Raw genomic sequence first — 23,962 nt, forward strand, 5'->3', positions numbered from 1 at the left:
GGGTTCCAAAAGGCAAAGCGTGCACGCACTCTATTCAAGAAATTGAATCAACATGGGAAATTAATGGAATGAGTGTTATGTTATCGGTAGGGTGCATTCTATGCACCGCAGGCAGGAAATCGGTGCGCGGAGCGCACCCTACGAGCTGAAGTGCACTTAGGATAATTACATTGTGTACGCGAACTTATATTCACTCTGTGTAGCGCGCAGCGCCTCTGTGGTCTCAGTGGTAAACCCTTTAAGTCTATTACAAAACATCACTGCGCACCTTCATCATAAAAATGAATGTTCGTATTTAACTGCCATAACCCTTAGGGTTTTGTGACTGCCAGCGCCAGCTGTCCTCGGACATGTCTTGTAATGTTCGGCTCGCTTTCCAGTTGAGTTCGCGGTTTGCTTTGGATGTATCTGCCCAGCATTCGGCAATATCACCCGGTCGGCGCGGACAGATAGTGTAAGGAATCTTTTTCCCGCTCGCTTTAGCAAAGGCATCAACCATCTCTAATACACTGCTGCCTTGACCCGTGCCAAGATTATAGATATGCAGACCGGATTTGAGTCCGACAGCTTTAAGGGCCGCAACATGTCCATCGGCCAAATCCATTACATGGATATAATCACGTACACCGGTGCCGTCGGGGGTCTTATAATCATCACCAAAGACAGATAATTTTTCGCGTCGTCCCACCGCAACCTGGGCAATAAAAGGCATTAGATTGTTTGGAATCCCCTGTGGATCCTCGCCGATAGTGCCGGAAACATGTGCGCCAACGGGATTGAAATAGCGTAATAAAGTGATACTTAATTCCGGCTGTGCCGCTTGTAAATCCCGCAAACACTCTTCAACAATATATTTACTGCGGCCGTAGGGATTTGTCGTTGCACCGGTTGGTGTCGATTCAGTAATAGGCATTTCCAGCGGATCACCGTAGACCGTAGCCGATGAGCTGAATAACAGGCTTTTCACCCCGGCATTTTTCATGACTTCAGCGAGTAGCAGCGAGCCGTGCACGTTGTTATCATAATATTCAAGTGGTTTTGCAACGGATTCGCCAACGGATTTTAAACCTGCAAAGTGGATCACAGCGGCGATTTCATGCTCTGCAAATATTTTTTCTAAAATAAGACGATCGCGCACATCACCCTGATAAAAAACCGGTGTAGACCCCGTTAAATCATGGATTCTTGATAATACGATTTCATTGCTGTTGGATAAATTGTCCAGAATAATGGGCGTCATGCCCGCGGCGAGCAGTTGAATACAGGTATGACTGCCGATATAACCCATTCCACCCGTAATAAGAATTTTCATTTTTAGCTCCAGTAAGATTGATATAATGACATGATGATATTAACAGTTAAGATAGCTCAATTAAAAAAACCGCAGTCTACTAGCCATAGAATACGGTTTTTAGTTTTTCCGGCAGAGATAAAATCAGATACCGTATTGTTCGCGATAGGTTTTAACCGCGGCAAGGTGTTCCTGCATTTCCGGTTTTGCTTCCAAATAGGTGATTAAGTCACTCAGCTTCACAATCGAAATGACTTTAGCGCCGTAGTCGCGCTCGACTTCCTGAATAGCAGACAGTTCAGCACGGCCCTTTTCCTGTCGATCTAATGCAATTAAAACACCCGCTAATTGTGCATGGTGCGCTTGAATAATATCCATTGATTCACGAATTGCGGTGCCTGCGGTTATTACATCATCAACCAGCATTATTTTACCCTGCAGTTCGGAGCCCACTAAACTGCCCCCTTCTCCGTGGGTTTTAGCTTCTTTGCGGTTAAAACAGTAAGGTACATCTAAATCGTAATCATTAGACAGTGCCACCGCCGTCGTTGTTGCAATAGGAATGCCTTTGTAGGCCGGACCAAAGAGCAGATCATAGTCAATTCCGGAGTCCATTAAAGCGGCCGCATAAAAGCGCCCTAAACGGGCTAAATCACGTCCGCTATTAAACAACCCGGCATTAAAAAAATAAGGGCTAGTACGTCCCGATTTCAGGGTAAACTGGCCAAATTTTAAAACCTGTTTTTCAAGAGCAAATTCAATAAATTCTTTTTGATAATCTTTCATTTTTTTATTCCGCGTTGAGTACTTTTTTCTGTTCCACAACAAGGGCATCGATTCCGCCCTTGGCAAGACTTAACATGCTAAGCAGCTGTTCATGACTAAAGGCACCATCTTCAGCTGTTGCTTGAATTTCAATCAAACCACCACTTTCTGTCATCACCACATTCATATCGGTGTCGGCATTAGAATCTTCCGCATAATCTAAATCACATACCGGTGTACCTTGGTAGAGTCCGACAGAAACTGCAGCAATCATCTGTTTAAGTGGGCTTTTTTTCAGTTTACCCTGTTTGACCATCCAATTAAATGCATCAGCTAAGGCAATACAGGCACCCGTAATGGCAGCGGTGCGGGTGCCACCATCGGCTTGAATAACATCACAATCAACGGTGATCATATTTTCACCCATCGCCTTCAGATCAACGGCTGCACGCAGTGAACGTGCGATCAGGCGCTGGATTTCTAACGTTCTCCCGCTCTGCTTGCCTTTTGCTGCTTCACGCATATTGCGACTATGTGTCGCACGCGGCAACATAGCGTATTCCGCGGTCACCCAACCTTTGCCTTTGCCTCTTAAAAAACGCGGCACAGAATCGGAAACTGAAGCATTACAAAGTACTTTAGTATTACCCATTTCAATTAGTACTGAGCCTTCAGCATAATCCGTATAGTGACGGGTAATTTTTATTTCGCGATTTTGTTCAGGAGTACGATTACTAGGGCGCATAAATTAATAAGCCTTCTTTGAAAATGAAGGCTTATTATAAGAGTAAAGTTAATACAGGTCACGTTATACCCACATTACTTGAAGCTGCATCTTTAAGTAATTTAGATTCAGTAACAAAGCTGAGATCATTAATACTTGGGTAAACTGTCTATATTGGAAATTTTCACTTCATTACTAAGCTCTAAGACGACTTCTTTCAAAAATTTTGTCCCTTGAACCTGGATAACCACCGGCTGGGAATTATGACCCTTTACCAAAACAGCTTGGAAAAAATCCTTAACATCAGTCAAGGAGACTGCCGATAAACTGTCAATATAAGCCTGCTCAGTGTCTATCTCAGGTTTCAGACTTAACCATTGATGACTCAAATAAGAGAACTCATCGCTAAGCGAAGTGGGTTGCGCTAAATAATTGGCAATCTGTGCTTTTTTAATAACGGCAAACTCTTTTTCGCTGGTGTTACCTAACTGCTTATTAAAATTTGTCAGGAAAACAGCAAAACGTTGATATAACTGCGCGTTGCTTATTGCCGGGCTTTGGGTGAAAAGTCCGAAGGCAGCATAATCATCAACGGGAAAGCTTACGCTAAAAGGAGAGTAACTTAACTGCTCCTCGGTCCGAATTTGATTATAAAATGCCGGCTTTATTAATTGATTTAATAACTCCGCCGTGGCTAACGCCGCATCCCCTTTAAGATCAGAAAGATAAATAGTCGCTAAGGCATCATCATCCATCTTTGAGCTGATTTGATAGTTTAATGCCCCTTGATTCAAGTCGGCCTGCAAACGTTTAATAGTATAAAAAGGCTGCTGCTTAATAGTCACCATTTTTGCTAACTCAGTATCTAAATCGATAACTTGTTGACGCTCTAGATTACCTAAGGCTAACAGGCGTAAAGACGATTGTGACAATATTTTTTCAATAAATTGTTCAATATCTACTAAATTTATTCCTTCAATTTCAGCAAGCAGAGCCGCATCGGACCATGCAGGTTGACGCACTAACTTGCGAAAACCGTCAAATGCAAAATCCAGCGGTTTCATGGTCGCTTTATTATTTAACTGCCGCTGCACTTCCTGTTTGGCAAGGTGAAGTGTTTGCTCACTAAATTGTGCATTTTTAATCTCGTTTAATACCGTCAGTAATAATTTATCCTGTTTATCACTGTATCCTGAGGTACTGATTAACAAGCCGTTCGAATGACTTAAAGAAAAGCCTAAACCAGCTTCACCGGCAACAAAATGCAGCGCGGCAAACTGTTTACTGAACATTTCCAGCAACAGGTTCATGGTTATTCTAGATTCTGGATTTTGATCACTAAGATCACTGTTCAAATGCAGCTGCAGACTGGCTTTGGGCTCATCGAAATAAGCACTTTGTTTAAACCACACAGAATGCCCTTTCTTATTAAGCAGATGCAGCGCTTTCTTCGAATACTGCCTGTCCACTAAGTTGAAATTTTCAGGTAACCACGGATTTCCTGCGGGCAGCGTTAATTTAATTTTCTGTGCCTGTTCCAACCAAGTTTTCTGGGTTTTTTTAGTGATATTATGGCGGGCATATTTCCCCTGATAATAAGGGATCTGCGTACCGCCTTGCAGATCCGGAATCATTTTAAAAATACGGCTGTTTTCCGGTGTTAAATAGGTTAACAATTCGGTTATAAATTTTTCATTAAAACCGTCCAGACGATAAGGATGAAAGAGCAGATCTTTGTACGGGTAGTTCTGCATATTAGCAGACAAGCCCATGACGTAGCTAAAACCAGAATTTTTAGTTAAAAACTTAAAATCCCTGTCTAAGCCACTTTTTTGTTCCTGGTATTGCAGTTGACTCACACCCTGTTTTTTAACTAACTCGATATAAGCAAATAAACTGGCCAGAATCTTATCCTGCTCCTTTAAACCTGCATTAGTCATTGCAAACTGCAGTGAAAATTGTGAATAGTGTTCACTAAAAGAGCCGTGAAAACCTGCCATCACAGATTCTACTAAACCCGCTTTTTGCAGCTGATTAGCTAAGCCTCCCTGATGATCTGAGCCTAATAAACGGCTGATATAACCACCGGGTTGGTACATATATTCGTCTTTTATGCTCGGTATTAAAAAATTAACCTGTAATAATTTAATATCGGCCGTGGGTTTCATTACGACACTGATAGCTAATTCTTTTTCAGTTAAAATCGGGCTCACAATCACCGGTTTAGCGGCGTTTTTGTTGGGGATCTGGCTGAGATATAAAAGCGCCATTTGCTGTAAATCAGCGATTGAACGCGGACTGGTTAATGCCACCTTCATTAAATTAGCCGAATAATAGGTCTCGAAGAAATTGACCAATTCATCCTGTAATTTACTGCCGGGTTTATCTTTTAAGGTGCTTAAATTACCCGTGCTAAAACGCGCCGCGGGGTGTTCAGGATTTAAAGTATAATGCTGCAGCGCATAAAACTTACGCATATCATTATCAAAATAGGTTTTATGCTCGGCGTAGACGGTATTTCTTTCTTTGTCCGCATAACGCTTATCCAGCAATGGCGCGCGCATCACGTCCCCCAATCTGTCTAACGCTTCAGAAAAGTGGCTATCGTTGACTTCAAACCCGTAGACAGTGCTTTCCTGAGCGGTATAAGCATTAGTATAACCGCCATGTTGAGTCATAAATTTACTGTATTCATTAATAGTCGGATAACGCTCGGAGCCTAAAAATAACATATGCTCCAGATAATGGGCGAGACCCAGTTGCTGATCGGGATTATGCATACTGCCGATCGGCACAGATAACGACGCGGCACTGTTTTCTAAATCCGGATCGGACACCAGTAATACTTCCAGTTGATTCGCCAAGCGGATCACCTGATATTCACGTGCATCGTTCGGGCTTTTAATGATGTCCGTGTCAAGTATTTTAAGCGAAGAGGAAGCCTGCTGTGAATCCGCATTAAGGTGCGAAGAAAAACTTAAAACGAGGCAAAAAGCGAACACCGTTAGGCGATTATAATATGACATTATTTATTCTCTTCAATATGATAAATTACAAAAAATCCCGAAAAATACGCAGACTAACTCAGGGCCGTTGCTATAGGACAATCCACTATGCAATAAGTTTAACCGAAAAGAAAGTTCTCTAAATGCCCAGAAAAACAAATAGAAACTAGACCTGCAGCCAAAATGTTACCGGGCCGTTGTTCGTTGAACTGACCTGCATATCGGCAGCAAACTCACCGGTTTCAACCTTAATGCCCATTTCTGCACAGTTTTGATTAAACAGATCATAAAGCCGTTTGGCCTCTATCGGATGCGCACCCTTTGAAAAACTAGGACGATTGCCCTTATTGGTTTGTGCCGCCAGAGTAAATTGTGAAATGACTAAAAGACTGCCTTCGGCCTGCTGCACATTAAGGTTCATTTTATCGTCGCCGTCGGCAAATAGCCGATAAGCAAGTACCTTCTGCGCTAGACGTTTGCATTTAGATTCATTATCTTCTTTTTCAATACCTAATAAAACCAGTAAACCAGTCCCTATTTGACCAATAGTTTCTCCGGAAACTGTTACTCTGGCATCGCTAACACGCTGTATTAACGCAATCATATATCCGCTCCCAAATATTCTTTAGCCACTTTATTTTGTGTATGCAGCTCTAAAAACTCTTCTAATGTCGCCGTGACTTCAGCACCGATTAACACAATTAACCAGCTGTAATAGATCCACACGAAGAGAATAGGGATCACCGCCAGCGTACCGTATATTATCTGCTGCGAGGGAAAATTAGTAATATATAAGCGGAAAAGATCGGTGCCGAAGAAAAACAGCATAGCCGCAATAAAACCACCGATTAATGCATAACGAAAACTGACTCGCTGATGAGGCACCAGCGTATAAACACCGGCAAAGGTTAACCAGGTTAAAGCAAAAGGCATTAAACTCAATAGTCGCTGGCCAAATGACAGAGAGCCATGTTCTTGAAAAACACCAAAAAGGTAAGAGCTTAGTGCAAGGCTCGCGCCGATAATGATCGGGCCCAGACTTAAAATAGTCCAATAAATAGTAAAGGCTTGGATTCGGGAGCGTTTATTGGTGCAGCGCCAGATACGGTTAATAGTCTGGTCTATGGTCGATATCAATAACAGGGCAATCACTATCAATGAACCGATCCCCATCATGCTCATTTTTTCAGTATTTTCAATAAAACCACTGATATGCTCCTGAATAGTATCACCCGACGTAGGCAGCAGATTGTTATAAATAAGATCTTCTAATATAGCCTTCAGATCAGAAAAAACAGGAAAGGCCGATAACATGTAGAAAATAACGGCCAGTAAGGGCACGATAGATAATAAAGTCACATAGGCCAGATGCCCCGCCGGTACTTTGATATTATCCTGTTCACTTCGCCGCCATACAAAAAGCAAGTATTGATAAACAATTTTAATTTTATCCAGCACAACTTCTTGACCAAATTTCATACTCTTATCCTTATATCCTTACACCTTACTACCTACTGCTGACAACTGACGGCTAATAACTGATAGCTGTTAGCTGTTAGCTGTAGCCTTATCCATTTAACCCTAAATCGCAAATAAAAAAAAAGGTCTTACCGAAGTAAGACCTTTTTATCTGTATTGCTTTGAGCTATCTAGCCTTTAGTAGGGCGCGATGCACGTTTACGTTCATTCTCTGAAAGTAGTTTCTTACGGATACGAATGCTTTTTGGTGTTACTTCAACTAATTCATCAACATCAATAAACTCAAGCGCCTGCTCAAGTGTCAAAATGATTTCAGGTGAAAGTGTTTGTGCTTCATCTGTACCAGAAGAACGAACGTTAGTTAATGATTTACCACGTACACAGTTAACTGTTAAATCGTTAGCACGGTTATGAATACCGATGATTTGACCTTCGTATACTTCTGTAGCATGTCCAAGGAACAGACGACCACGATCCTGTAAGAAGAACAGAGAGTAAGTAACCGCTTTACCTGTTTGATTACAAATTAATACACCATTTTGGCGTTGACCAATAGTGCCGCCTTTATGGGGACCGTAGTGATCAAATGAATGGTAAAGTAAACCAGAACCCGACGTTAATGTCATAAATTCAGTTTGGAAACCGATTAAACCACGGCTTGGAATAACAAAATCCAAACGTACACGGCCTTTTCCATCTGGCATCATGTTAGTCAGTTCAGCTTTACGAACGCCCAACTGCTCCATAACAGAACCTTGACTTTGTTCTTCAACGTCAACGGTTAATGTTTCAAAAGGTTCTTGTAATTGACCGTCTACAAGACGTTCGATTACTTCAGGACGAGATACAGCAAGTTCGTAACCTTCACGACGCATATTCTCGATTAGAATACCTAAATGCAGTTCACCACGACCAGATACTTTGAATTTATCCGGATCAGCTGTTTCTTCAACTTTAAGCGCTACGTTATGTACTAGCTCTTTGTGTAAACGGTCTAAAATATTACGTGAAGTAACAAATTTACCTTCTTTACCACAGAAAGGTGAATTGTTTACCTGGAAGGTCATCGTTACCGTAGGTTCATCAACGGTTAACGGAGGCAGAGCTTCAACATTGTTTTGCGCACAAATAGTATCGGAAATCTTAAGTTCACCCAGACCACTGATAGCAACAATATCGCCGGCTTCAGCCACTTCCACATCATTACGTTCAAGTCCTAAATAACCTAATACCTGACCCACTTTAGCGTTACGTTTTTTACCATCAGCGCCAATAACTGTCACTTGCTGGTTAACTTTAACACTACCGCGTGTAATACGACCCACTCCGATAACACCTACATAAGAGTTGTGATCAAGTTGAGAGATTTGCATTTGGAAGTCACCATCACGATCTGCATCGGGTGCTTCAACACTGTCAACAATAGTTTGGAATAAAGGTTCCATAGTATCGCTTTCAGTTTCCATATCTTTACTTGCCCAACCGTTTATCGCTGATGCGTAAACGATCTGGAAATCTAACTGTTCGTCAGTAGCACCAAGATTATCAAAAAGATCAAATACTTGATCGATAACCCATTCAGGACGTGCGCCTGCTTTATCTACTTTATTAATAACAACAATTGGTTTAAGACCGTGTGCAAATGCTTTTTGAGTTACAAAACGCGTTTGTGGCATTGGACCGTCAACCGCATCTACGATTAGACAAACACTGTCTACCATAGACAAAATACGCTCTACTTCACCACCGAAATCGGCGTGTCCAGGAGTATCTACGATATTGATATGGTAATCATTCCACACAATCGCAGTGTTTTTTGCAAGGATAGTAATACCGCGTTCTTTCTCTAAATCATTCGAGTCCATAACGCGTTCTTCAGAACCGCCGCGTGAATCTAGCGTTCCAGATTGCTCTAGTAATTTATCAACAAGGGTGGTTTTACCATGGTCAACGTGAGCAATGATGGCAATATTTCTTAATTTTTCTAACAACATGACGAGCCTCAAAAGTAACAATTTATGAAAAAGTAACAATGTATGAAAAAATACCAATTAGGTAAACCCGGCGCAATTTCGCACTGTATTTATCTAATTGGTATTATTAGCGCACATTGTAACCATTATTCGAAAAATAGAAAGTTTTAACTCGGTCACAATTTATGAAACCGTCCTGTATGATAGCTTTTCTTACCATTTACAAGTGACGAGAGCAGCAATGCACCAAGCTGGAGCAGCGATGCACCATAATAGAGCGTTTATTGGGCGATATTTTCCTCGTCAAAAAAAAAAGCTCAGATATAATGGATAGCCGTCAGGTTGGCAAAATTTTAGCCGTTTGAGTAATTAAATAAATTTGTTATGGTTGTCCACCACTTAAATGTCAATTGAGGTTCTAAACATGTCTACAAAAACAGTACAAGATGTTCTTGATTTTATTAAAGAGCAAGAAGTGAAATTCGTAGATTTACGCTTTACCGATACACATGGTAAAGAGCAACACGTGTCTATTCCGCATCACCAAGCAGACGAAGACTTTTTCGAAGATGGTAAAATGTTTGATGGCTCTTCAATTGCAGGCTGGAAAGGCATTCAAGATTCGGACATGGTATTAATGCCGGATCCATCCACTGCTGTTCTTGACCCCTTTACAGATGATGCAACGCTTAACCTGCGTTGTGATGTGTTAGAGCCTAAAACAATGCTTGGTTACGATCGCGACCCGCGCTCTGTTGCTAAACGCGCCGAAGCGTACCTGCGTGCAACAGGCATTGCAGACACTGTTTTATTTGGTCCAGAGCCAGAGTTCTTCCTATTTGACGATGTTAAATACGGTAATACTATGCAGGGTGCATTCTTTTCAATCGATGCTAAAGAAGCGGCGTGGAACTCAGGCACGAGCTATGAAGAAGGCAACACCGGTCACCGTCCAGGTGTTAAAGGCGGTTATTTCCCTGTCGCACCCGTTGATTCTGCACAAAACATCCGCAGCGCGATGTGCCTAATTATGGAAGAGATGGGCCTTGTTGTTGAAGCGCATCACCATGAAGTTGCAACCGCTGGCCAAAATGAAATCGCTTGTCGTTTCAATACTATGGTTAAAAAAGCAGACGAACTGCAAATTTACAAATATGTAGTACATAACGTTGCCCATGCCTACGGTCAAACTGCAACCTTTATGCCTAAACCGCTTGTTGGTGATAACGGCTCAGGTAACCACTGTCACCAGTCTCTTGGTAAAGATGGCGTTAACCTGTTCTCCGGCGACCAGTACGGCGGCCTTTCTCAGCTGGCGCTTTATTATATTGGCGGCCTTATCAAACATGCTAAAGCACTTAATGCCTTTACTAACGCGTCAACTAACTCATACAAACGTTTAGTGCCGCATTTTGAAGCACCTGTGATGCTAGCTTACTCTGCCGGTAACCGCAGCGCATCTATCCGTATCCCAATCGTACCGTCACCAAAAGCAGCGCGTGTTGAACTACGTTTCCCGGATCCAACAATGAACCCTTACTTAGGTTTTTCTGCGATGTTAATGGCGGGTCTTGACGGTATTAAAAACAAGATCCACCCGGGCGAGCCTCTTGACAAAGATTTATACGACCTGCCTAAAGAAGAAGCAGATGCAATCCCACAAGTTGCTGTTTCTTTTGAAGAAGCGCTTGCTGAGCTAGATGCTGACCGTGACTTCTTAACCGCTGGAGATGTCTTCTCTAATGACTCGATTGATGCTTACATTGCCCTTAAAATAGCTGAATGTGAAGCCGTTTCTCGTGCAACACATCCAAAAGAGTTCGATTTATACTACAGCGTATAAGCAAACCGTCTGCTTAGGTTATGAACATTTATAACCGGACGCTAATTCCGCTTAATTAACGGAATTGTCATTAGCTAAAAGGATCAACTGCTTTGATCCTTTTAGCTTCTTTTTTTCTCCAAGTCAACACTGCAAATCCACTAACCCGCTATCCCAGTCATAAGAAAAATAGCTATTCCCCCCCAAAAAAAATCTTTTTTACGACCAATGAAAATATGGCACAATTATTGCTTATATTATCTTTTAAATTTAAAAATAATCAGTCTGAACTCATCCAGCCCATATTTTATAAGTAAGGAGTACCACATGAGTGGCAACCAAACCCGCCTTAAGGCAATTGAGCAAATCACTAACCGTGCACCAAATTTGCTCGATAAACCTGAGCCATTAAGTAAAATTTGGGCTGAAGACGTTTTTAATCTTCATAAAATGGAAGAAGCATTACCAAAAAATGCCTTTAAAGCGATTAAAAAAACGGTTCAAACGGGCAGTGCTTTAGAGCCTGCAACGGCTGATGTTGTTGCTGCCGCAATGAAAGATTGGGCGCTTAGTAAAGGCGTTAAATTCTACTCACATATCTTTTACCCTATGACTAACATTACCGCAGAAAAGCATGATGGTTTCATCATCACCAATTCTGACGGTGGTGCAATTACTGAATTTACCGGCAGCCTGCTAATCAAGGGAGAACCCGACGGTTCCTCTTTCCCTAACGGCAGCTTGCGTATGACCAATGCTGCTCGTGGTTATACAGCCTGGGATCCAACCAGCCCTGCCTATGTTATGCATACGGCTAACGGTTCAACCTTAATGATTCCAAGCGTCTTTATGTCCTGGACGGGTGAAGCATTAGATAAAAAAATTCCTCTTCTACGCTCAATTTCAGCAATGGATGAAGCCGGGCAAAAAGTACTTAAATTAATGGGCGAGACTGATATCGCACCACTTAATTCAAGCTGCGGCGCTGAGCAAGAGTACTTTTTAGTAGATGAAAATTTTGCCAATGCACGCCCGGATCTGTTACTCACAGGCAGAACCTTATTTGGTGCTCCTCCCGCTAAAGGTCAGCAATTTGATGATCACTACTTTGGTGCAATCCCTGAACGCGTTCAAGTGTTCATGCAGGATTTTGAAGACAAACTTTACAAGTTAGGCATCCCGGCTAAAACTCACCACAACGAAGTGGCGCCCGGACAATTTGAAATTGCACCTTATTATGAAGCTGCAAACGTGGCAGCCGATCATCAGCAACTTTTGATGACGGTGATGAAAAGCACAGCAAAAGAACACGGTTTCCTGTGTTTATTACATGAAAAACCCTTTGCCGGTCTTAACGGCTCGGGTAAACATGTTAACTGGTCTGTCGGTAACAGCACCCAAGGTAACTTACTTGATCCCGGCAACACGCCACATGATAACCTGAACTTCTTACTTTTCTGCGGTGCGGTTATTCGCGGTGTGCATAAATACGGCCCGTTATTACGCGCGGTCATTGCATCTGCTGCTAACGATCACCGCCTCGGTGCTAACGAAGCACCACCGGCAATTCTTTCTGTTTATTTAGGTGAACAGTTAGAAGGGCTATTTAACGATATTAAAAATGGCAAACTGGTAACTTGTGCTGATGCGGGTTTAATGGATTCGGGTCTATCGCAAATCCTTCATTTTGAACGTGATCCGGGTGACCGTAACAGAACCTCTCCCTTTGCTTTCACAGGTAACCGTTTTGAGTTCCGCGCCGTTGGCTCATCACAGTCAGTATCCGGCCCACTAGTTGCTATGAATACGATGCTTGCTGATTCATTAAACTGGATTGCTGAAAAATTAGAAGTGGCTTTAGAAAAATCTGAGGATCAAAATATTGCCGTTATCTCTGTATTAAAAGAGCTAATGGAGCTGCATGGCAATGTTGTATTTGGCGGTGACGGTTATTCGAAAGAATGGCACACAATGGCAGTTGAAGAGCGTGGTCTGAAAAATATTCCAACAACAGCCGATGCCTTACCTGCATTTCGTGAAGCGTCAATCGTTAAACTTTTTGAAAGCACCGGGGTATTTTCACCCGTTGAATTAGAAAGCCGCTATCAAGTTTATACTGAGCAATACATTCTTTCGATTGAAGTAGAAGCTAAATTAGTGATTGATATGGCAACGACCACTATCTACCCGGCTGCGATGAGTTACTTATCTCAGCTTGGTCTAACGACTTCGACCATGATCGGACTCGATATCGCGCTTGATACATCGCTAGCGTCTTCAATCGCAGTTGAGACCAATGCGATGATGACGGCTGTCACTAAACTTAAACAAGCGGTCGCGACGCATGACTTTGCCGATGAAGAGGCCCATATGCATTTCTGTGCTGATGTTATTCGTGGCTTAATGGATCAAACTCGAGTGCACGCAGATGCGCTTGAAACCCTTATTGCGGATGAGTTATGGCCATTACCTAAGTATCAAGAAATGTTATTTATCAAATAATATTTTAGCTAGGGTCAGCAGTCACGCGCACGCTGATAAATAAACCTCAATAACAGGGCTCACTTTTTATGTATAAAAAGTGAGCCCTGTTATTTTGAGTGATATAACTTGCAGTAATAAGAGTTTTTTATTGCCTAACAGAAAACGCTACCCCACAATGAAGATCACATTTAAAGATTGGCGGTATATATTATATGAATTTTTCTTTCTTGAGTTCGGCATATTTAATCTGTCTTTGTAGCATTTATTCATCAATGACAGTGGCAACAACAAAAATATATCACTGGGTTGATGAGAACGGCAAAAGCCATTATTCCGATACTGCGAAACTTGGCACAGCAGAAATCAATGTGGTTAATAAAAACATCATAAAATCGGATAATGTACAGCCAGCAGCAACGCCAAAAAACACAGCCGAAGTCAAAAAAGAGCCAGCAATTATCTATCAAGCCGATATTATTTCTCCTGAACATGACAGTCCACTGCGTAGTAATGATGGTTCGATTAATATTCAGGTTAAAATAACGCCTGAAAAAAAAGTCACGCAGAAACTGCAACTTTTTTTAGACGGTAAAACACTGGGAGACCCGCAAATGTCATCAACAATACGGGTGGAAAATATTGATCGGGGTACCCATCAGATACAAGTTAAATTATTAGATGAAAGTGGCAAGGTTCTTGCAAGAACACAGGTAGTCACCGTGCATTTGCAACGGGTATCCAGCATATCCACTCCATAATAAGGCCTAAATGTTAAATAATCATTCAAACTCACTTACCATTGCCATACTTGAAGAAGCGAATACGGCATTTGTTATTATCAACGCAGAATTAAAACTGATCTACGCAAACCCAGCGAGTGAGGTTTTATTATCACAAAGTAAACAACGTCTTTACCTGCAAAGTTTGCAGCAACTGGCAAATCATTATCACTTTGATCCCACCTATATTGAAGCTGTTTTTACCAAACAAAATGCCTTTACTGACGGTGAAACAACCTTAATGGTTGATGGTCATCCTCTTTTAATGGCATTAAGTGCCACCTATTTAGAGTTTGAAAATCAGGATTATGTGATCATTGAGATGCACTGCATTGGACAGCAACGTAAAATAAGCCAATTTCATTATCAAGAGCATCAACAAAAAGCCGCAAAAGAACTGGTTCGCGGCCTTGCCCATGAAATCAAAAATCCGCTCGGTGGCCTACGCGGTGCGGCACAATTATTAGAAAGTGAACTGGCAGATCCTGAACTTAAAGAGTTTACCCAAATAATTATTGAACAAGCAGATCGTCTAAGCGCCTTAGTTAATCGTTTATTAGGCCCGCAAACCTTGGGAGAGCGCTCCTATCATAATTTACATTCAGTACTTGAGAAAGTGCGGAAATTAGTCTGTTTGGGGCTGCCTGAGCATATCCAGATCAAAATTGATTATGATCCAAGCATTCCGGATCTTGAAATGCAGCCGGATCAGTTGCAGCAAGCATTCTTAAATATTTTGCAGAATGCGGTACAATCACTGAGCACCCAGCCTGAGAAAAACTTAGAAATAACAATCAAAACACGTACTGCGCACCAAGTTATTATTCATGGTGTCCTGCAGCGCCTGGTCGCTGAAATTAAAATTATTGATAATGGCTCAGGCGTCCCTGACCATTTAAAAGATACCTTATTTTACCCTATGGTAACGGGCCGCAGTGATGGTACTGGATTGGGTCTATCTATTGCTCAGGAGCTTATTGTACAAGAGAGAGGACGTATCGAATGCAACAGTATGCAAGGTCATACTGAGTTTATTATCTACCTGCCTTTAACTATTAAATAAAAAATAAAGACTTATGAAAAAGGAAAAACAGATGTATTCAGCCTGGATTGTTAATCAAGATCAGTCACCTCATATAAATTTCACCGTTCTCTTTTCTCTTTCTAAAATGCATCAATAGGAATCAACAATGACAGCCACAATATGGATCGTCGATGATGATCACGCTATTCGTTGGGTTTTAGAGCGCACGCTAAAAGCTGAAAAAATTGACTATGCCAGCTTCCCCGATGGTGAATGTCTATGGCAACAGTTACAAATAGAGCAGCCCGAGGTTATTATTTCCGATATACGGATGCCCGGTATCGATGGGCTCGCTTTAATGGAACGTATTCATGGACGCTTTCCTTTAATTCCAATTATTATAATGACCGCACACAGTGATTTGGACAGTGCGGTGAATGCTTACCAAAGTGGCGCCTTTGATTACCTCCCAAAACCCTTTGATATTCATGAAGCCACGGCGTTAATTCAACGCGCGATTAACCATAGCATTGATTTAAAAAACAAAAAAAAGATACCTGAACTACTTGTTGCTACACCGGAAATTATCGGTAAAGCCCCGGCAATGCAGGAGGTCTTCCGCATTATTGGTCGTTTATCTCATTCCAGTATGAGTGTCTTAATCAATGGTCAATCCGGTACAGGCAAAGAGTTGGTTGCTAAGGCTTTACATAAACACAGTCCACGTAAAGATAAGACCTTTATCGCCCTGAATATGGCAGCCATTCCCAAAGAGCTGATCGAAGCTGAACTCTTCGGTCATGAAAAAGGGGCATTTACCGGCGCGGCCGCAAATCGTCAAGGTCGGTTTGAGCAAGCCAATGGCGGGACACTTTTTTTAGATGAAATTGGTGATATGCCATTAGAGGTGCAAACCCGTTTATTACGAGTACTCGCGGATGGTAAATTCTACCGGGTAGGCGGCCATCAGGGCATCGAAGTCGATGTGCGCATTATCGCAGCTACCCACCAAAATTTAGAAAAAAGTGTGCAGTCGGGTGATTTCCGGGAAGATCTTTTCCACCGTTTAAATGTCATTCGCATCCAACTGCCCGCTTTAAAAGAGCGTTGTGAAGATATTAGTTTATTAGCACAACATTTTTTAAATAATATTGCCAAAGAGTTAAACGTCAAAAGCAAACAATTTACCAAGGAGACAAAAGAGTATTTAACGCAACTTCCCTGGCCGGGAAACGTGCGTCAACTGGAAAATGTTTGCCGCTGGGTGACGGTAATGACCAGCGGGCAGGAAGTCCATGTTTACGATTTACCACCGGAATTAACCGCCCAGGAAACACAAGCTGCTGATGATGAAAATCCGCATTGGCAGAAACAGTTGCGCGAATGGACCTTAGCTGAATTAAAACAAGGCAAAGAGAATATACTCGCCAATGCCCTGCCGGAATTCGAAAAAATAATGCTGCAGGCTGCATTGCAGCACACTCAAGGTAAACGCCAGGAAGCCGCAACATTACTTGGTTGGGGGAGAAATACGCTGACCCGTAAATTAAAAGAGTTTGATATATCCTAAAGCTGTCGGCTATCGGCTGACGGCTATCGGCTATCGGCTGATGGCTGATGGCTGATGGCTGATGGCTGATGGCTGACGGCTGACGGCTGACGGCTGTCGGCTGCGAGCTTCGAGCTTCGAGCTTCGAGCTTCGAGCTTCGAGCTTCGAGCTTCGAGCTTCGAGCTTCGAGCTTCGAGCTTCGAGCTTCGAGCTGAAAGCTGAAAGCTGAAAGCTGAAAGCAAAAAAAAGGCTGTAACTTTATACAAAGTTACAGCCTTTTTATTTTCAAGCCTTCAAGCCTTCAAGCCTTCAAGCCTTCAAGCCGTCAAGCCTTCAAGCCGTCAAGCCGTCAAGCCGTCAGCCATAAGCTGACAGCTATCGAGTTCTTATTTGAAGGTTTTTAAGTTTCTTTCAAACTCTTCAAACTTATCTGTTACCGCTTTTTCCGGCGGAGCAGTGATTAAACTGGTTATAACAATCGCAGCAGAAGCAAAGATTATTCCAGGTACAATCTCATACACATCAAAAATACCACCGGTTAACTGCTTCCAGACAACAATAGTGATACCACCGACAAGAAGACCCGCTAGAGCGCCATTTTTGTTCATCCGTTTCCAGTATATGCTTAATACTAAGAGAGGACCAAATGCCGCACCGAAACCAGCCCAGGCATAAGAGACTAAACTAAGTACCGAACTATCAGGGTCCATTGCGAAATACAAGGCTAATAGTGCTAATAGAATTACACCGATACGTCCAACCATCAACACTTCTTTTGACGTAGCTTGAGGACGGAAAAGCTGTTTGTAAAAATCTTCAGCTAATGCCGAAGAAGACACTAATAACTGTGAATCAGCGGTGCTCATAATAGCGGCAAGAATAGCAGCTAATAAAATACCGGCAGGGATTGGATGAAAGACAGCATTAACTAAAACCATAAAGATTTTTTCGCCATCAGCCACTTCCATGGACATATTATTTTGCACAAAGACCAGACCTACAATACCGACCATCACCGAACCGAAGATAGAGAGCATTGTCCAGCTAACCGCAATACGGCGTGCTTTGGTTAAGTCTTTATTGCTGCGTGTTGCCAGAAAACGCGCCAGGATATGCGGCTGACCAAAATACCCCAGACCCCAGGCGACTAATGAAATAATCGCAATCCATGATAACGGTTCACCGTCCATGCCGTTCCATAGGGTTAGCAGTTCAGGATTAATATTTTCTAAATTAGTACCCAGCTCACTGAATCCACCCTGCATTGCGACGATAGGCACAATCACTAGCGCTGCTGACATTAATAAGCCCTGCACTAAGTCTGTCCATGACACGGCCAAAAACCCGCCAAACAAAGTATAAGAAACAATGCACACAGCACCGATAATCACGGCATAGATATAATCCAGACCAAAGACAGTTTCAAATAATTTACCACCGGCAACTAAACCTGAGCTGGTGTAAAAAAGGAAAAACATCAGGATGAAAAATGCGGAGAGGGTTTGCAGTAATTTTGTTTTGTCATTAAAACGACGGGCAATAAATTCCGGCAAGGTTAATGCGTCGTCGGTTGTAATACTATAAGTACGCAGACGTTTTGCAGTGATCAGCCAGTTAGCCCAGCTACCAATTAACAAGCCACCAGCAAGCCATAAAGACTCCATACCCGCGGCATAAGCGTAACCCGGTAAACCAAGTAATAACCAGCCACTCATATCAGAAGCACCGGCAGATAATGCCGCTGGCCACGGACCTAATGTACGTCCGCCTAAAAAGTAATCTGAAGTATCGCTGGTGCGTTTATATGCGTAATAACCGATGAATAACATCACCACCAGATACACTAAAAATGTTCCTACTATGGCAAAAGTGTTGTCAACCATGAAACCCCCCATTAATATTAATATTAAATTTAAATTTAAAAAGTAAAGGCTACTATAGCAAGATAAATGATCAGATTCTTGAAATTTATCACAGAATAAACAATAACTTATTTTATAAACCGTTTTTTATTCTTTAAATTTATTACATAATAAAAAACAGGTTATTTTATAAACAGTTTTTTTAGCAGCAAGACACTGCGATCATTTTTCGACAGCTTGCCTGAAATATCAAACTGCTCAATAGTGCTTTCCATCCACTGTAAATAATCAAACTGTAAAACAAAGGATCCGGCCTCTTTTGTTTCTTCAGCTAAACCTTTCAACTGTTTATTCTGCAGTAAAACAACATCGATCAGCGCCGCATTTAAATTTTTTATTATTAAAGGAATGGTCGAATTATCACTGCGGACATTTACATTTTCGACAATAAGCTCCTTTAAAACAAAATTGTTAATCGGAAATCGCGGTTTATTATTTTTAAGCCCACCAGAATCATTAAACATAGCCGGAATCACTACATTCATATTTTTAATTTCCAACAGTTGCACCGTTAATTGTTGAACCGATAAAAAAGGTGCCGATAACGGCTTTATTAAAAATAAGGCATCTGCCTGCAGTTGCAACTCCCCCGAGAAAATTTTGCTGCTCAACTTGGTTATGCTGACTTTATTCTGATTAAGCGAAGCTGCAAGTTCTGTATTTTGCAGTGCAAGCTCCTCCTTCCCTAAAGTAAGATTGAGTGAGCCTGCTTTAAGATACAGGTTCGCTTGTACATTTTTTAAATTAAAAGACCCGGTTAACTGCAGGTTTTTAACTCGGAGCATTTCACGGCTTGTAGGCTGTGCAGTAAACTCCCTTGCCTGCAGCTTTAAATTACCGGAAAAAGGGGTTTTTACGAGCTGGTGATCGGCTATAATCTGCAGATTTTCTGACCTGAAATCAGCGCCATCAAGCGTCACTCTTTGCCCGGCGTGAGTCATATCTATGGTTAAGTCGTTAACCGACAATCTGCCGATAGTAAACCGCTGCCAGGCTAGTTTTTGCTGGATTTTCGCGTCGAGAGTTTGCTGAACACTGTTACTCTTCTCCACAGTTTTAAGATCGGTAATGTTAAGATCGGTAGTATTAACAAAAGCAGCAGTATCTCCTGAAATACGCAGTCCGTTTAATTGTACTGAGCCAAGTTTTAACTGCCTTTGCCAGAGATCAAGCTTAGTGATATTAACCTTTACTTTATCGACATAAAGCACTTGCAGGTTATTGATTGTCAGAGACAGGCCGGAAAGTGAAACAGAGGAATCGAAAAATAAGTGACTATCAATTGACTCAACATTAACCTGATAGCCACTTAACTGCTCTATCTGTTGACTGATAAATCCCCGATGTGCATTGATATCAAAAAAGCTTATAAAAAGGAGCAGCGAAAAACTCAATAAGCCCAGTATAAAAGCAACCGTGACAAAACAACGTTTCATCTCCCTCTCCTAACTGACGGTTGCAACCAATGATCCTTTTTACCCGCTGACTTTTCGAGACAACCGCTAGGCATGAACATACTGATCTTTATCCCCTAACCAGCGCTGGATAAGTGCTGGCATTAACTCCGGGAAGGAATCCATCAGCTGAAAGGCTAATTGCTGCGCTTGCGGTAATAGACTTTGATCGCGCAACAAATCGGCAATTTTAAATTCAGCAATGCCGGTCTGTCTGGTGCCTAACACTTCACCAGGTCCGCGGATAGCCAGATCCTGTTCGGCAATATAAAAACCATCATTACTTTCACGCAACACCTGCAGGCGTCTTTGGGCAGTTTTCGACAACGGCTTTTTATACAGTAAAACACAATGGCTGGCGACTTCACCTCGTCCTACCCGCCCGCGTAACTGATGCAGTTGCGCCAGTCCAAGCCGCTCCGGATTTTCAATAATCATCAGGCTGGCATTAGGCACATCCACCCCCACCTCAATCACTGTTGTTGCCACTAATAAATCCAGCTGCCCCTGTTTAAAAGAGTCCATCACATACTGTTTTTCGTTGGCCTTCATGCGCCCGTGAACCAGACCAATGTGAAGATCCGGAAGCGCTAACTGCATTTCATTAGCGGTATTCTCTGCAGCCTGGCATTCCAATACTTCCGATTCTTCAATCAGAGTACATACCCAATAGGCCTGCCGCCCTTCATTTTTACATGCCTGGTAAACCCGCTGAATGACCTCATTACGGCGTTCATCCACCAGCGCGACGGTTTTAATGGCCGTTCTTCCGGGCGGCAGTTCATCAATGACCGAGACATTGAGATCTGCATAAGCTGTCATTGCCAGCGTTCTTGGTATAGGGGTTGCCGTCATGGTTAACTGATGCGGCGCAAAATCACCCAAGCGCCCTTTCTCACGTAATGCTAAACGCTGGTGTACGCCAAAGCGATGCTGCTCGTCCACAATAATCAGGGCCAAATTATTAAACTGGACACTTTCCTGAAACAGCGCATGCGTCCCGACCACCATTCTCGATAAACCCAGGCTAATATTTTCTAATTGATTGCGCTTTTCTTTGACGCGCATTTTTCCGGAAAGCATACCAACAGACACATCAAGTGCGGCAAACCATTTTTGAAAGTTAAGCAGATGCTGCTCCGCTAAAAGTTCAGTGGGAGCCATTAAGGCCACCTGATAACCGGCCTCAATAACACTCAATGCTGCGATCGCCGCCACTAAGGTTTTTCCGGATCCGACATCCCCCTGTACCAAACGCATCATAGGTCTGGTTTGCTGTAGATCCTGCTGAATCTCCCGATTCACTCTATGCTGTGCATTGGTCAGAGAAAAAGGCAGATTTTGTAATAATTTTTGCTGCAGCAACCCACTTTCTTTGACCGCAATGGCTTGATGTTGCTGTGCGTTTGCCCGTAAGGACAGCATACTGATTTGTTGTGCTGATAATTCTTCAATAATTAAACGTTGCTGCGCAGGGTGGGTTTTGCTTTCCAATTGTTCGATGCAAGCATCGGGTGGCGGGCGATGTATATAAAAAAGTGCATCGGATAAACTGATCGGGTGATTCAGCAGGTGAGTGGGCAATAATTCAACAATCTGATTTTGCTGCAGGTGAAGTAATGCCTGCTCGGTTAAACTGCGCAGACTGTTTTGTTTTAACCCTTCCGTTGACGGGTAGATCGGCGTTAAAGTCTGCTCAACATGGCTTTGCTCAATTGAATTAAGCAGGCGGTAATCGGGATGAGTTACCTCAAACCCCTGGTAACCGCGACGAAACTCGCCAAAACATTTGATTAATGCCCCTTTTACAAAGCTATTTTGCTGTGTTGTATTAAAATGAAAGAAGTTAAGGGTCACACTGCCGCTGCCGTCGCTTATTTTACATTTTAGAATACGTCTCTTGCCGGACTGCAGATCGCAGCTTAATACCTTGCCCTGCACGCTGACCTGCATACTATCTTTTAAATCTGCGATGGCATAAATCCGGGTTCTGTCCTGATAATGCAGGGGCAGATGAAAGAGCAGATCGGCAACACTGTGCAGACCAATCTTAGCCAGCCGTTGCGAGGCTTTAACGCCGACCCCTTTAAGCGCCGTTAAGGGCATTTTATCTAATTTCATTTTAAACCCCAGACAGTTAAACTCGACAGAATATAATAATAGGAAATTATTCCTATTATGCTTCAAATTGCGCTAATTATTGACATAATTTACCAAGGAAATGGCTATGCATCTATTATTTTCAATTTTTGTTTTTTTATTCAGCGCGACCGCACTGGCAGAAAAATCTCCCGTTGATCAGCGTATAGATCAGGAAAAAAAACTTCAGAGGGGTAGCTTTTCTATTATTCCCTATAAACCCAATTATCTTTTGCCTTTTACCTTTAATAATAATATTCAATCTAACGATGCTTATAAGGATGTTGTGTCGGCTGACGAATTGCAACCCGTTGAGATAAAATTTCAGCTTAGTTTTAAAATTCCTGTTCTGCTTGATATTGCCGACTTGCCCATTTCTCTCTATTTTGGGTATACTCAAGTCTCTTTCTGGCAGGCATATAACAGCAGCAATTCATCCCCGTTTCGCGAAACTAATTATGAGCCGGAAATGTTTTTACAGTGGGTACATAACAGAAAATTAGGGGGAAATTGGCATTTTAAATTAGCAACCCTGAACTTAACCCATCAATCAAATGGAAAAACAGAACCGGTATCCCGCAGCTGGAACCGCATCGAAAGCAAGCTTGTCTTGGAAAATGGGAATTTTATGCTTGCGCTTAATCCCTGGATTCGTTTTACAGAAGATAAGGAGTCTGATAATAATCCGGATTTATTGGATTATTATGGCCATGGAAAAATTGTTGCCCTTTATAAAATGGGTAAGCAAAATGTCTCGATTAGCAGCCGCAATAATATCGAAAGTGGTTTTAGCAAAGGGTCCCTGGAGTTCAATTGGAGTTTCCCTCTCCACGGTAAAATTCGCGGTTATTTTCAGATTTTCTCCGGTTATGGCAACAGCCTGATAGAGTATAATCAATATACCAATACAGTCGGTCTAGGCATCTCATTAACCGAGTGGTTATAAGTCACCTAGCGTATTGAGTATTGACCATTTCAGCACTGGATTTTCTGGATAAATAACAGACGCTTGTCATCACCGATATCTGCAGGCTTAGATCGACATCTAATCGGTTGCTTATACATCACTTAGCTGGTTATAAGTCACCTAGCGTATTGACCATTTCAGCACTGGATTTTCTGGATAAATAACAGACGCTTGCCATCACCGATATCTGCAGGCTTAGATAGACATCTGATCGGCTGCTTATGCATCACTTAGCTGGTTATAAGTCACCTAGCGTATTAACCATTTCTGCACTGGATTTTCTGGATAAATAACAGACACATCTGATCGGCTGCTTATACATCACTTAGCTGGTTATAAGTCACCTAGCGTATTGACCATTTCAGCACTGGATTTTCTGGATAAATAACAGACGCTGGCCATCACCGATATCTGCAGCCTTAGATAGACATCTGATCGGCTGCTTATACATCACTTAGCTGGTTATAAGTCACCTAGCGTATTAACCATTTCCGCACTGGATTTTCTGGATAAATAACAGACGCTGGTCATCACCGATATCTGCAGCCTTAGATAGACATCTGATCGGCTGCTTATGCATCACT

At 42.3% G+C, this 23,962-nt stretch carries 16 protein-coding genes; 6 read left to right on the forward strand and 10 right to left on the reverse strand.

What is annotated here, in order from left to right; all coding sequences use genetic code 11:
* Nucleotides 1–295 precede the first annotated feature (295 nt).
* The 7 genes from galE to typA form a co-directional block, all read right to left on the reverse strand.
* Nucleotides 296–1,312, reverse strand: coding sequence for a UDP-glucose 4-epimerase GalE (gene galE, locus CXF72_RS04145; RefSeq protein WP_101037017.1), 1,017 nt, complete (start codon nucleotides 1,310–1,312; stop codon nucleotides 296–298).
* A gap of 123 nt (nucleotides 1,313–1,435) precedes the next feature.
* Nucleotides 1,436–2,077, reverse strand: coding sequence for an orotate phosphoribosyltransferase (gene pyrE, locus CXF72_RS04150; RefSeq protein WP_101037018.1), 642 nt, complete (start codon nucleotides 2,075–2,077; stop codon nucleotides 1,436–1,438).
* Nucleotides 2,078–2,081: 4 nt separating this feature from the next.
* Nucleotides 2,082–2,801 carry a ribonuclease PH gene (gene rph / locus CXF72_RS04155; protein ID WP_101037019.1) on the reverse strand — a complete coding sequence of 240 codons (720 nt, stop codon included), beginning with the start codon at nucleotides 2,799–2,801 and terminating at the stop codon, nucleotides 2,082–2,084.
* A gap of 128 nt (nucleotides 2,802–2,929) precedes the next feature.
* Nucleotides 2,930–5,806, reverse strand: coding sequence for an insulinase family protein (locus tag CXF72_RS04160; protein WP_101037020.1), 2,877 nt, complete (start codon nucleotides 5,804–5,806; stop codon nucleotides 2,930–2,932).
* A gap of 145 nt (nucleotides 5,807–5,951) precedes the next feature.
* Nucleotides 5,952–6,389 carry a D-aminoacyl-tRNA deacylase gene (dtd, locus tag CXF72_RS04165; protein WP_101037021.1) on the reverse strand — a complete coding sequence of 146 codons (438 nt, stop codon included), beginning with the start codon at nucleotides 6,387–6,389 and terminating at the stop codon, nucleotides 5,952–5,954.
* Nucleotides 6,386–7,264 (reverse strand): virulence factor BrkB family protein, encoded by an 879-nt coding sequence (locus tag CXF72_RS04170; protein WP_101037022.1) that lies wholly within the window; start codon nucleotides 7,262–7,264, stop codon nucleotides 6,386–6,388. The genes dtd and CXF72_RS04170 overlap by 4 nt, the downstream gene beginning before the upstream one ends.
* Before the next feature lie 170 nt (nucleotides 7,265–7,434).
* Nucleotides 7,435–9,258 (reverse strand): translational GTPase TypA, encoded by a 1,824-nt coding sequence (gene typA / locus CXF72_RS04175; protein WP_198552495.1) that lies wholly within the window; start codon nucleotides 9,256–9,258, stop codon nucleotides 7,435–7,437.
* A 403-nt stretch (nucleotides 9,259–9,661) separates the two neighbouring features.
* On the opposite strand from typA, the gene glnA reads away from it, so the two are divergent.
* From glnA to glnG, 5 genes are all read left to right on the forward strand, one after another.
* Complete coding sequence (gene glnA, locus CXF72_RS04180) at nucleotides 9,662–11,080, forward strand: glutamate--ammonia ligase (RefSeq protein ID WP_101037023.1); 1,419 nt, start codon at nucleotides 9,662–9,664, stop codon at nucleotides 11,078–11,080.
* Between the two features lie 306 nt (nucleotides 11,081–11,386).
* Nucleotides 11,387–13,561, forward strand: coding sequence for a glutamine synthetase III family protein (locus CXF72_RS04190; RefSeq protein WP_101037025.1), 2,175 nt, complete (start codon nucleotides 11,387–11,389; stop codon nucleotides 13,559–13,561).
* Between the two features lie 254 nt (nucleotides 13,562–13,815).
* Entirely contained in the window at nucleotides 13,816–14,301 is a 486-nt protein-coding gene (locus CXF72_RS04195) for a DUF4124 domain-containing protein (protein WP_232784873.1), read from the forward strand.
* 10 nt (nucleotides 14,302–14,311) lie between these two features.
* Nucleotides 14,312–15,385 (forward strand): nitrogen regulation protein NR(II), encoded by a 1,074-nt coding sequence (gene glnL / locus CXF72_RS04200; RefSeq protein ID WP_101037027.1) that lies wholly within the window; start codon nucleotides 14,312–14,314, stop codon nucleotides 15,383–15,385.
* 127 nt (nucleotides 15,386–15,512) lie between these two features.
* Nucleotides 15,513–16,916 (forward strand): nitrogen regulation protein NR(I), encoded by a 1,404-nt coding sequence (gene glnG / locus CXF72_RS04205; protein WP_101037028.1) that lies wholly within the window; start codon nucleotides 15,513–15,515, stop codon nucleotides 16,914–16,916.
* A gap of 366 nt (nucleotides 16,917–17,282) precedes the next feature.
* Here glnG and putP read toward each other — a convergent pair whose 3' ends face one another.
* The 3 genes from putP to recG all read right to left on the reverse strand — a co-directional run bounded on the left by putP (nucleotide 17,283) and on the right by recG (nucleotide 22,393).
* Nucleotides 17,283–18,779 carry a sodium/proline symporter PutP gene (putP, locus tag CXF72_RS04215; RefSeq protein WP_101037029.1) on the reverse strand — a complete coding sequence of 499 codons (1,497 nt, stop codon included), beginning with the start codon at nucleotides 18,777–18,779 and terminating at the stop codon, nucleotides 17,283–17,285.
* Nucleotides 18,780–18,940: 161 nt separating this feature from the next.
* On the reverse strand, nucleotides 18,941–20,254 hold the full coding sequence (locus tag CXF72_RS04220; protein WP_101037030.1) for a hypothetical protein: 1,314 nt from the start codon (nucleotides 20,252–20,254) through the stop codon (nucleotides 18,941–18,943).
* 66 nt (nucleotides 20,255–20,320) lie between these two features.
* On the reverse strand, nucleotides 20,321–22,393 hold the full coding sequence (gene recG / locus CXF72_RS04225) for an ATP-dependent DNA helicase RecG (RefSeq protein WP_101037031.1): 2,073 nt from the start codon (nucleotides 22,391–22,393) through the stop codon (nucleotides 20,321–20,323).
* A gap of 106 nt (nucleotides 22,394–22,499) precedes the next feature.
* Between recG and CXF72_RS04230 the strand changes: the two genes are divergently transcribed.
* Nucleotides 22,500–23,357 carry a phospholipase A gene (locus CXF72_RS04230; protein WP_101037032.1) on the forward strand — a complete coding sequence of 286 codons (858 nt, stop codon included), beginning with the start codon at nucleotides 22,500–22,502 and terminating at the stop codon, nucleotides 23,355–23,357.
* The last annotated feature ends 605 nt before the right edge of the window (nucleotides 23,358–23,962 follow it).

The organism is Psychromonas sp. MB-3u-54 (genome assembly GCF_002836415.1).
Lineage (GTDB): Bacteria > Pseudomonadota > Gammaproteobacteria > Enterobacterales > Psychromonadaceae > Psychromonas.